The organism is Priestia aryabhattai (genome assembly GCF_023715685.1).
Classification (GTDB): Bacteria; Bacillota; Bacilli; order Bacillales; family Bacillaceae_H; genus Priestia; species Priestia aryabhattai_B.
In genome coordinates this window covers 1-440 of record NZ_JAMBOQ010000075.1, presented here as the reverse complement: position 1 = coordinate 440, position 440 = coordinate 1, and the positions used below count along the sequence as shown (strand labels likewise).

Below are 440 nucleotides of genomic sequence, written 5' to 3'. Positions count from 1 at the left end.
CTAGCGCGTCTGCCAATTCCGCCACACCCGCGTGTGAATATAAATGGTGAGCCATGAAGGACTCGAACCTTCGACCCTCTGATTAAAAGTCAGATGCTCTACCAACTGAGCTAATGGCTCGAAAAAATGGTGCCGGCAAGAGGACTTGAACCCCCAACCTACTGATTACAAGTCAGTTGCTCTACCAATTGAGCTACACCGGCGTGCAATCTCTGACTTAAATAGTCGATGGTGGAGGATGACGGGATCGAACCGCCGACCCCCTGCTTGTAAGGCAGGTGCTCTCCCAGCTGAGCTAATCCTCCAATATATGAGCCTGGCAACGTCCTACTCTCACAGGGACAAAGTCCCAACTACCATTGGCGCTAAAGAGCTTAACTTCCGTGTTCGGTATGGGAACGGGTGTGACCTCTTCGCTATCGCCACCAGACATATTATAT

At 50.9% G+C, this 440-nt stretch carries 3 tRNA genes and 1 rRNA gene; all 4 read right to left on the bottom strand.

Annotation, left to right across the window (positions count from 1 at the left end):
• Positions 1-44: 44 nt before the first annotated feature.
• The 4 genes from M3225_RS29000 to rrf all read right to left on the bottom strand — a co-directional run bounded on the left by M3225_RS29000 (position 45) and on the right by rrf (position 430).
• A tRNA-Lys gene (locus tag M3225_RS29000) sits at positions 45-120 on the bottom strand.
• Between the two features lie 7 nt (positions 121-127).
• Positions 128-203: transfer RNA gene (locus M3225_RS28995), tRNA-Thr, on the bottom strand.
• Positions 204-229: 26 nt separating this feature from the next.
• Positions 230-305, bottom strand: a tRNA-Val gene (locus M3225_RS28990).
• A 9-nt stretch (positions 306-314) separates the two neighbouring features.
• Positions 315-430: ribosomal RNA gene (gene rrf, locus M3225_RS28985) — 5S ribosomal RNA — on the bottom strand.
• Positions 431-440 lie beyond the last annotated feature (10 nt).